The 9474-nt window shown below is 74.2% G+C and carries 8 protein-coding genes and 1 pseudogene; 7 read left to right on the forward strand and 2 right to left on the reverse strand.

The genetic code is table 11. The features are described 5' to 3' along the window. Positions 1 to 17: 17 nt before the first annotated feature. Together KCH_RS31955 and KCH_RS31960 are read left to right on the forward strand one after the other, a co-directional pair. A pseudogene (locus tag KCH_RS31955) lies at positions 18 to 661 on the forward strand (response regulator). A 77-nt stretch (positions 662 to 738) separates the two neighbouring features. Beyond that, positions 739 to 1338: a TetR/AcrR family transcriptional regulator gene (locus tag KCH_RS31960; RefSeq protein WP_035868870.1), complete on the forward strand. Its 600-nt coding sequence runs from the start codon at positions 739 to 741 to the stop codon at positions 1336 to 1338. Here KCH_RS31960 and KCH_RS31965 read toward each other — a convergent pair. Beyond that, positions 1335 to 2180: an NAD(P)H-binding protein gene (locus KCH_RS31965; protein ID WP_035868873.1), complete on the reverse strand. Its 846-nt coding sequence runs from the start codon at positions 2178 to 2180 to the stop codon at positions 1335 to 1337. The two genes, KCH_RS31960 and KCH_RS31965, sit on opposite strands and share 4 nt — an antisense overlap. Before the next feature lie 125 nt (positions 2181 to 2305). Here KCH_RS31965 and KCH_RS31970 point away from each other — a divergent pair, with 125 nt between their 5' ends. Further along, complete coding sequence (locus KCH_RS31970) at positions 2306 to 2698, forward strand: winged helix-turn-helix transcriptional regulator (RefSeq protein ID WP_035874715.1); 393 nt, start codon at positions 2306 to 2308, stop codon at positions 2696 to 2698. Between the two features lie 7 nt (positions 2699 to 2705). On the opposite strand, the gene KCH_RS31975 is transcribed toward KCH_RS31970, so the two are convergent. Next, a complete protein-coding gene (locus tag KCH_RS31975; RefSeq protein WP_035868876.1) occupies positions 2706 to 4826 on the reverse strand; it encodes an alpha-galactosidase in 2121 nt (706 codons plus the stop codon). Between the two features lie 171 nt (positions 4827 to 4997). Here KCH_RS31975 and KCH_RS31980 point away from each other — a divergent pair, with 171 nt between their 5' ends. The 4 genes from KCH_RS31980 to KCH_RS31995 all read left to right on the forward strand — a co-directional run bounded on the left by KCH_RS31980 (position 4998) and on the right by KCH_RS31995 (position 9360). Beyond that, entirely contained in the window at positions 4998 to 6152 is a 1155-nt protein-coding gene (locus KCH_RS31980; protein WP_084224037.1) for an ROK family transcriptional regulator, read from the forward strand. 109 nt (positions 6153 to 6261) lie between these two features. Further along, positions 6262 to 7539 (forward strand): ABC transporter substrate-binding protein, encoded by a 1278-nt coding sequence (locus KCH_RS31985; RefSeq protein ID WP_035868879.1) that lies wholly within the window; start codon positions 6262 to 6264, stop codon positions 7537 to 7539. 349 nt (positions 7540 to 7888) lie between these two features. Then, positions 7889 to 8518, forward strand: a complete 630-nt coding sequence (locus KCH_RS31990) for a carbohydrate ABC transporter permease (RefSeq protein ID WP_341865494.1) — start codon at positions 7889 to 7891, stop codon at positions 8516 to 8518. 5 nt (positions 8519 to 8523) lie between these two features. After that, positions 8524 to 9360 carry a carbohydrate ABC transporter permease gene (locus tag KCH_RS31995; RefSeq protein ID WP_035868882.1) on the forward strand — a complete coding sequence of 279 codons (837 nt, stop codon included), beginning with the start codon at positions 8524 to 8526 and terminating at the stop codon, positions 9358 to 9360. Positions 9361 to 9474 lie beyond the last annotated feature (114 nt).

Raw genomic sequence — 9474 nt, forward strand, 5'->3', positions numbered from 1 at the left:
CTCGCGGGGGTGCGCCGGTGATCCGGGTCCTGGTGGTGGACGACCACCCCGTGGTGCGGCGCGGCCTGCGCGCCATGGTCGACGACCTGGCCGACGTCACCGCCGTCGGGGAGGCCGCCGACGGCGCCGCCGCACTCGACCTGCTCGGCACGCTCCCCGCCGAGCAGCGCCCGACGTGGTCCTGATGGACCTTCAGATGGGCGCCGGCATGCACGGCGTCGAAGCCACCCGGCGGATCACCGCGCTGCCCGACCCGCCCGCCGTCCTGGTGCTCACCACCTACTCCACCGACGCCGACATCCTCGCCGCCGTCGAGGCCGGCGCCACCGGCTACCTGCTCAAGGACGCCCCGCCCGAGGACCTCGCCGCCGCCATCCACGCCACCGCCCGCGGCGAGACCGTGCTCGCCCCGCCGGTCGCCGCCCGCCTGCTCGGCCGCGTCCGGGCCGGCCGCCCCACGCTCTCCCCGCGCGAGGCCGAGATCCTCCAGCTCCTCGCCGAGGGCCTCCCCAACCGGCAGATCTCCAAGCGTCTGTTCATCAGCGAAGCCACCGTCAAGACCCACCTCGTCCACATCTACGACAAGCTCGGCGTCGACTCCCGCACCTCCGCCGTCGCCGCCGGCCTCGCCGCCGGAATCGTCCGCCCCGCCGACCGCTGACGGACACCCACGAATCCTGACGGATCCTTGACGGGCACGGACGGAGCGCCGCCGGTCGCGGAACCTATGCTGACCCGATGGTCGGACTGCGGGAACTCAAGAAGGAACGGACCGGGCGGCGCATAGCCGAGGAGGCCTTGCGCCTGTTCGCCGAACGCGGCTTCGAGGACGTGACGATGGGCGAGGTCGCCCGGGCCGCCGCGGTCGCCCGCGGGACGCTGTTCGCCTACTACCCCACCAAGGAGGCGCTGGTCCTGGACGGCATCGCCGGCGAGAACCTCGCCGCGGTGGTCACCGACCGCCCCGCCGGCCGCACCGCCCTCGCCGCCCTGCGCGCCCACCACCTCGCCGAGGCCGCCGGCCCGATCGCCGCCGCCGACCACGAGGCCCTGCTCACCCGCGTCCGGGTGATCCAGGCCAGCCCCGTCCTGCGGGCCGCCGCCGACAGCCTCCGCTACCGGCAGCGCCAGGCCCTCGCCGCCGTCCTCACCGCGGAACACGGCCCCGTCGCAGGCCCCTTGATGGCCGCTCAGATCGCCGCCTCGCTCGCCGTCCTCCGCGAGAGCTTCTTCGCCCGCCTGGACGCCGGCACCCCCGCCGACCGGGCCGCCCGGGCCCTCGCCGAGGACCTCGAACTCGCCTTCGACCTGCTGGAGCACGGCCACCGAGCCGTTTAGCGGAACGCCCCGACGTGCCGCCGCGCCCAGTCGGCGAAGCTGCGCGGGGCGCGGCCGAGGATGCGCTCCACGTCCGGGCTGACGCGCAGTTCGTCGGGCGTGGGCGAGCCGAGGATGTCCAGCGTGGTCTCGGCGACCGGCGCGGGCATGAACCGCAGCAGCTGCGCCCGCGCCTCCTCGCGGGTCTGCTCGACGAACCGGACGGGCTCGCCGAGCGCCGCCGCGAGCGATCCCGCCTGCTGACGGGGCGTCACGGCGGCCGGGCCGGTCAGCTGGTAGACCTGCCCGGCGTGGCCCTCCGCGGTCAGCGCGGCCGCCGCGACGCGGGCGAGGTCGCCCGGGTCGACGGACGGCAGGGCGACGTCCGCGAACGGCGCGGCGACCGTCCGGTGGGCGCGGACCGGCTCCGCCCAGGCGAACGCGTTGGAGTGGAAGCCGCCCGGCCGCAGGACCGTCCACTCCAGGCCCGACTGCCGGACGGCGTCCTCGAAGGCCAGGCCGATCACCCCGTGGGAGTGCGACTCCGGCCGGGTCGCCACGCCCAGCGAGGACAGCAGGACGACGCGCGTGAGGCCGGCCGCCTTTGCCGCGCCCAGCACGGCGTGCGGGTCCACCAGGTGGGCGCTGGGCCCGCCGTTCTGCAGGAACAGCGCGTCGGCGCCGTCGAACACCGGCCGCAGGCTGTCCGGATCGGCCAGGTCCGCGCGGCGGTGGGCCACTTGGCCGGGGACGTCCGCCGCCGAGACGTTCCGGGACGTGGCGGTGGTCCGCGCGCCGGCCTCGGCGAGGGCCCGCACCAGCGCGCCGCCCACGTTGCCGGTCGCGCCCGTCACTACGATCATGTCAACTCCCGTTGTCGCCCGCATGGTTGATGCCGCAACCGGGGCGGCGCCCCGGGCGGTGGGAGGACGCTAACAAGGCCGATACAGTAGGTACCTAGAGGAAAGTGACTACCCGTGGAGTGCGCGTGGCCGCCGACACCGGAGCGGGCTGGGCGCCGCCCGCCGGCACCGACCCCGAACTCGCCTGCCCCACCAGCGCCGTGGTCGACATCGTGTTCAGCCGCTGGACCACGCCGATCCTGTGGACCTTGCACACCCGGGGCCGGCAGCGCTTCGTCGAACTGGAACGGCAGATCGGCGCGATCACCCCGAAGGTGCTGACCCAGCGCCTGCGCCAACTCGAACGCGACGGCATGGTCCGCCGCACCTACCACCCCGAGGTCCCGCCCCGCGTCGAGTACGAGATCACCGACCTCGGCCGCACCCTCGCCCCCCTCTTCGCCCACCTCGCCCAGTGGGCCACCGCCCACCTCCCCACGGTCGAACAGGCCCGCCACGCCTACGACCAGGCGCCCTGACGCCCCGTCAGGACGGCTCCCGGCGGAGGTGGACGAGGGTGCTGGCGTAGTCGCCCGGGGGGAGAGCGAGGGGCAGGCCCCGGTGGTGGAGGAGGGCGCCGGGGTGGCGGCGGCCGGTGTCGAGGTCGAGGTACTGGGCGCGGGGGTCGAGGGCGGGGAGGCGGAGCGGGGGCGGCCGGTGGCCGAAGCGGGTGGTGGGGCGCCAGACGAGGACGGCGTGTTCGGTGTCGTCGGGGGCGGCGTAGTGGACGGCGGCGACGCCGTCGGGGGTGGGCGGGCGGTGCTGGCGGCCGTGCTGGACCAGCGGGCGGATGCGCTTGTAGCGGGCCACCAGCGCGGCGCACTCGGCGAGTTCGTCCTCGGGCCAGGCGGTGAGGTCGCCGCCCAGGCCGAGGACGCCGGCCATCGCGACGTGGGCGCGGAAGCGCAGCGGGGTGGCGCGGCCGGTGGCGGTGTTCGGGGAGTCGGTGATCCAGGAGGCCATGGTGGTGGCGGGCAGCAGCTGGCCGTAGCCGTGCTGGATGGCGATCCGGTCGACCGGGTCGGTGTTGTCGGAGGTCCAGGTCTGGTCGGTGCGGGCCAGGATGCCCAGGTCGACCCGGCCGCCGCCGCCGGCGCAGGCCTCGATCCGCAGGCGCGGGTGGGCGTCGCGGAGCCGGTCCATGACGCGGTGGACGGCGCGGACGTGGTCGATCCAGAGCCGGTCGGGGTCGGCGCTGCCGGGCCGCCCGGCTTCGGTGAAGGCCCGGTTGGCGTCCCATTTGAGCCAGTCGACGCCGTTCTCGCCGACGAGCCGGTCCAGGGTGTCCAGCGCCCACGCCTCGACCTCGGGCCGGGAGAAGTCCAGCACCAGCTGGTTGCGCAGCTCGGTCGCGGTGCGGGTGGGGGAGTGGAGGACCCAGTCGGGGTGGGCGCGGTACAGCTCGCTGTCGCGGTTGACCATCTCAGGCTCGACCCACAGGCCGAAGGCCATGCCGAGGCGGTGCACCTGCTCGGCGAACGGGCGCAGGCCGTCGGGGAAGGCGGCGGGGCGGGGCGTCCAGTCGCCGAGGCCGGCCCGGTCGTCGCGGCGGGCGCCGAACCAGCCGTCGTCGAGGACGAAGAGCTCGGCGCCGAGCGCGGCGGCCCGTTCGGCGAGGCGCAGCTGTCCGGCGTGGGAGACGTCGAAGTGGGTGGCCTCCCAGGAGTTGTAGACCACGGGCCGGTCGGCCGCGGCGTCGGGCAGTACGTGGGCCCGGACGTGGTGGTGCCAGGCGCGGCTGGCGGCGCCGAACCCGCCACGGGTGTACAGGCCGGCGAAGACGGGGGTGGTGAGCCGCTCGCCCGGTCGCAGCGTCCAGCCGACGCCCTCGTGGCCGAAGCCGCCGGTCCAGGTGGTCCGGCCGGCCGGGTCCCGGTGCACGGTGATGCGCCAACTCCCGCTCCAGGCCAGGGCGGTGGACCAGACCTCGCCGTGCTCCTCGGTGGCGGCGCCGTCGTCGAGGGTGAGCCAGGGGGAGACGTGGTGGCCGGTCAGGCCGCGGCGACTGGTCAGCACGGTCTCGGCGACGGCCAGCCGCTCGCGCCGGAGCTGGAACTCGCTGTTCCAGCCGCCGACCAGCTGGCCGAGCCGGTAGTCGGGCAGCGGCGGCAGGGTCCAGGAGGCGGAGTCCAGCCGGTCGACGGTGATCGGCCCGTCGCCGGGGGAGCCGGTGTGGCGCAGTTCCGTCCAGCGTTCGAGGACGTCGCCGTCGGGGTGGACCCGGTAGCAGAGCTCGGCGGCGAGCGGGAAGTGACGGTCGGTCAGCAGGATTCTCAGCTCGTCTCCGGCGACCCGGGGTTCGGCCGGCCCCCACTCGGCGCCGCGGGTGCCGTCGGCGAACCGGACCTGGAGCCCGGCGGGGCCGAACCGGGCGCCGGTCTGCGGGGCGAGTTCGTCGGCGGCGGCCCCGGCCTCGAAGCTGCTGTCCGCGGGGGAGTGCGGCGCGGCCAGCGCGTCGAGGGCGGCCGGGTCGAGCGGCGGGCCCCAGTAGAGGTGGCGGGGGCTGCCGTCGGCGTCCAGCCGCAGGGCGTAGAGGCTGCCCGGCGTGCGGAGTTCGGCGACGCCGCGGGCCGGGTCGAAGGAGACGGGCGGGAGCGCGACAGGCACGGATGTCCCCAGGGGGTGCGGAGGCCGAGGTGCGGAACGGGTGGGCGGAGCGGCCGTGCCGGGCGGGCTCAACTGCCCTGCCGGTGACGGAAATCGGGGCCGAGCGTAGAGCCGGCCGGTGACCGAAATCAATACTGGACGAAGTTATTTAATCGGCGCTAGGTTGCCGCCGTGTTCCCGAATCCATCACGTCCGCTGGTTTCCGCGCCGGCCGAAACGGCCGTCCTCGCCCTGCTGCTGGCCGAAGGGCCGCTCAGCCGGGTCGAGCTCGCGCGGCGCACCGGCCTGTCCTCCACCGCGGTCACCAAGGCCGCGAAACCGCTGATCGAGGACGGCTACCTGTACGAACTGCCCCCGGAGCGCACCGCGCCGGGCGCCGGCCGCCCGGTGAACCCGCTCGCGGTCAGCCCCGACCGGGAGTTCTTCGTCGGCGTCAAGATCAGCGCGGACGCCCTGTACGGCGCGGTCTGCGACCTGCGCGCCCAGGTCCGCACCACCGCCGGCCGCCCGCTGGGCGACCGCGGCCCCGAGGCCGTGTGCGCCCTGCTGGCCGAACTGGTCGACGAACTGCTCGACGCCGACCCGGCCTACCGCCCGCACACCCGGCACCTCGGGATCGCGGTCTCCGGGGACGTCGACCGGCCCGCCGGCCGGGTCCGGTACTCCGTCCTGCCCGGCTGGCGGGACATCCCGTTCGCCGAACTGGTCGCCGCCGCAACCGGACTGACGGTCACCCTGGAGAACGACGTCAAGGCCCTCACCACCGCCGAGCACTGGTTCGGCGAGGGCATCGGCACCGAGTACTTCGCGCTGGTCACCATCGGCGCGGGCATCGGCTCCGGACTCGTCGTCAACAACCGGCTGATCGCCGGCGCGCACGGCGTGGCCGGCGAGCTGGGACACATCGGCGTCGACCCGAACGGGCCGCGCTGCCACTGCGGCTCCGTCGGCTGCGTGGAGGCGATCGCCTCCACCGACGCCGTCCTCGGCGCGATCCGCCGCGGCAGCGACCGGCCCGACCTGGACTTCGCCGCCGCCGTGGAGGCCGCCCGGGCCGGCGACCGGACCGCCCGGGACGCCTTCGCCCGGGCCGGGCGGGCGATCGGCGTCGGCATCGCGAACCTGGTGAACCTGATCGGCCCCGAACGGGTCGTGGTCACCGGCGAAGGACTCGACACCTACGACCTGCTGGACACCCACATCCTGCACTCCTACGCCGCGCACTGCTTCGGCGCGGCCCAGTGCCCGCTGATCCTCCGCCCGCTCCCGTGGGAGGAATGGGCGCGCGGCGCCGCCGTCGTCGGCATCCAGGCCCTCCTGCCCTGACGGCCCGCCGGCCTCGCCGGGCCCGCACACCCGCACATCCCCAGCGTCATGACGGATCGTCACCTCCACCGTCGCCCCCACCCTCACCCCACCCCCAGGAGGATGCGCGATGAGCGCAGCCAGAACGCCGCTCGGCCGCCGGAGCTTCCTCACCGGCTCCCTGCTCCTCGTCGCCGGCGCCGCCGTCGCCTGCACCACCGACCCGGTCGGCGGCGACAGTTCGCACGGCGCCGCCACCACCCTGAACGTCTGGTACCACGCCTACGGCGAGGCCGGCACCCAACAGGCCGTCACCCGCTACGCCACCGCCTTCACCAAGGCCAACCCCGACATCGCCGTCAAGATCACCTGGGTTCCCGGCGACTACGCGAGCAAGCTCAACGCGACCCTGCTCACCGACGCCGCGCCCGACGTCTTCGAGATCGGCGACTTCGCCGCCGGCCTCGCCGCCCGCGGGCAGATCGCCGCCCTCGACGACCTCTACGGCGACGCCAAGGCCGACTTCGACCGGGGCAACCTCGACCAGGAGACCGTCGGCGGCAAGGTGTACGGCGTCAAGATGATCGACGACGTGATGATGCTCTACTACCGCAAGAGCGCCCTCGCCAAGGCCGGAATCGCCCCGCCCGACACCTTCGACGCCCTCGCCGCCGCCGCCGGGGCACTGACCGGCGGCGGCAACAAGGGCCTGTTCCTCGGCAACGACGGCGTCGGCGACAGCCCGCTGCTCGCCGTCCTCGCCGGCGGCGGCGAACTCGTCGGCACCGACGGCCGCGCCGCGTTCGACTCCCCGCAGGCCGTCGAGGCCATCACCGCCCTGAAGCGCCTGCACGACGACAAGTCCCTGCTGCTCGGCTACACCACCGACTGGTGGGATCCCTCCGCGCTGGTCCAGGGCGCCGCCGCGATGCAGTGGTGCGGCCTGTGGGCGATGCCCGCCGTCCAGAGCGCCCTCGGCGACGACTTCGGCGTGCTGCCCTGGCCCGCCCTCAAGGCCGGCGGACGGCCCGCGGTCCGCGTCGGCGGCTGGACCTCCTGCGTCAACGCCAAGGCCAGGCACGTCGACGCCGCCAAGAAGTACGTCCAGTGGCTGTGGATCCAGCAGACCGACCTGCAACGGGACTTCGCCCAGTCCTACGGACTCCACCTCCCCGCGCGCAAGTCCCTCGCCGCGAACGCCGACAAGCTCGCCGCCGGCCCCGCCAAGCAGGCCGTCGAACTCGCCGCCGCCCACGGCCGGCGCAACCCCGGCACCTGGAACACCGCCGTCTCCACCGTGTTCACCGCCGCCGCCACCAAGGCCCTCAACGGCCAGGGCGACATCGCCGCGCTGCTCCGGGACGCCGCCGCCCAGGCCCAGGCCGAGATCGACAAGCAGCGCGGCTGACCATGACCACCGCCCCGCACACCACCGCGCCCCGCCGCCCCGCCGTGACGCGGCGGGGCGCCGCCCCGCCCGCCGGCGCCGCCCGAACGCCGCCGCCTGGGGCGCGTTCGCGCTGCTCACCGGGCCGCTGCTGATCGGACTCGGCCTCTTCAAGTACCTCGCCATCGGCTGGAGCTTCCTGCTCAGCCTGAGCGACGCCCGCGGCACCATCGAACTCGGCCACTGGGTCGGACTCGACAACTACCGCACCCTGCTGGGCGATCAGGCCTTCCGCGACTCGCTCACCCAGATCCTGCTGTTCACCCTGTTCATCGTCCCCGCCACCTTCGTCGCCTCGCTCGGCCTCGCACTGCTGGTGCACCGCGTCCGCCGCGGCCGGGCCCTGCTGCGCACCGCGTTCCTGATCCCCGCCGCGGTCTCCTACGTCGCCGGCGCGCTGCTGTGGAAGATGTGCCTGTTCAACTCGCTGCCCGCGGGCATCGCCAACACCGTCGGCGGCTGGTTCGGCGCGGAACCGGCCGCCTGGCTGCAGACCACCTCGCCACCGCTGTACTGGGTCGCCCTGGTCACGCTGCGGCTCTGGCTCCAGGTCGGCTTCTACATGGTGCTGTTCCTGGCCGGGCTCCAGGCCGTCCCCCGGGACGTCGACGAGGCCGCCGCACTGGACGGCGCGAGCGGGCTGCGGCTGCTGCGCAGCATCACCCTGCCGATGCTGCGCAACACCTCGGTCGCGGTGCTGATGCTCCAGTTCATCGCCGCCTTCCAGGCCTTCGACGAGTTCTACAACCTGTTCAACAGCGGACAGTCCGGCCTCGGTTCGGCACCCGTGCGCACCCCGCTGATGCACCTCTACTCGACGGCGATGAGCGACCAGAACTACGGGCTCGGCTCGGCCGGGGCGTTCCTGCTCACCGCGCTGATCGTCGGCGTGACACTCCTCCAGGGCCGGATCACCGGCTTCGGCAAGGCCGAGGGGTGAGCGGCATGACCACGCTGCTGCGACCCGCCCGGCCGGTGCTGCGGGCGGCCCTGGTGGGCGTGCTCACCGCGCTGTTCCTGCTGCCCTTCTACCTGCTGCTGCGCAACTCGCTGATGGACAGCCGCAGTCTGACCTCCCCGCACTGGACGTGGTGGCCGGCGCACGCGCGCTGGGAGAACTACTCCGCCCTGTTCGGCGACCCGGCCGTCCACCTGGCGCAGGCACTCGGCAACTCGCTGCTGATCGCCGGGATCACCGCGCCGCTCTCCACCCTGCTGGCCTCCGCCGCCGGCTGGGCACTGGCCCGGATCCCGGTGCCGGGGCGCCGGCTGCTGCTCGGCCTGGTGGTGGCCACGCTGATGATCCCCGGCTCGGCGACGTTCGTCCCGACCTTCGTGGTGGTCGGCTCGATGGGCGGGGTGAACACCCTCTGGGGGCTGATCGCGCCGGGACTGTTCAACCCGTTCGCGGTGCTGCTGTTCCGCAACTTCTACCTCCAGTTCCCGACCGAGATCGAGGACGCCGGCCGGCTCGATGGCCTCGGCTGGCTCGGCCTGTACCGGCGGATCGCGCTGCCGAGCTCCGGGGCGATGCTCGCCTCGCTCGGCGCGCTCGCCTTCATCGACAGCTGGAACGCCTTCCTGTGGCCGCTGGTGATCGGACAGGACCCGTCGTCCTGGACCGCGCAGATCGCCCTGTCGACCTTCCTCACCTCACAGACCGTCAACCTGCCCGGGCTGTTCGCGGGCGCCGTGGTGACCATCGCTCCGCTGGTCGCGATGTTCCTGGTGGCCCAGCGCCACATCGTCGAGGGCATCGCCACCAGCGGTCTCAAGGGCTGAACCGCCCGCTCCTGCCGACTCGTTGGGAGAACACGCGTGAGAACCGAAAACCCGCCCCCGCCGGGCGGCCGCCCCCGCGCTCGCAGTCACGACGACACACGGACGACGAGTGAG

The organism is Kitasatospora cheerisanensis KCTC 2395 (assembly GCF_000696185.1).
GTDB classification, from domain to species: Bacteria; Actinomycetota; Actinomycetes; order Streptomycetales; family Streptomycetaceae; genus Kitasatospora; species Kitasatospora cheerisanensis.

Coding starts and splice junctions, on each gene's coding strand:
- KCH_RS31995 (WP_035868882.1), top strand. CDS start 8,524: ATGACCACGCTGCTGCGACCCGCCCGGCCGGTGCTGCGGGCGGCCCTG.
- KCH_RS31960 (WP_035868870.1), top strand. CDS start 739: ATGGTCGGACTGCGGGAACTCAAGAAGGAACGGACCGGGCGGCGCATA.
- KCH_RS31985 (WP_035868879.1), top strand. CDS start 6,262: ATGAGCGCAGCCAGAACGCCGCTCGGCCGCCGGAGCTTCCTCACCGGC.
- KCH_RS31965 (WP_035868873.1), bottom strand. CDS start 2,180: ATGATCGTAGTGACGGGCGCGACCGGCAACGTGGGCGGCGCGCTGGTG.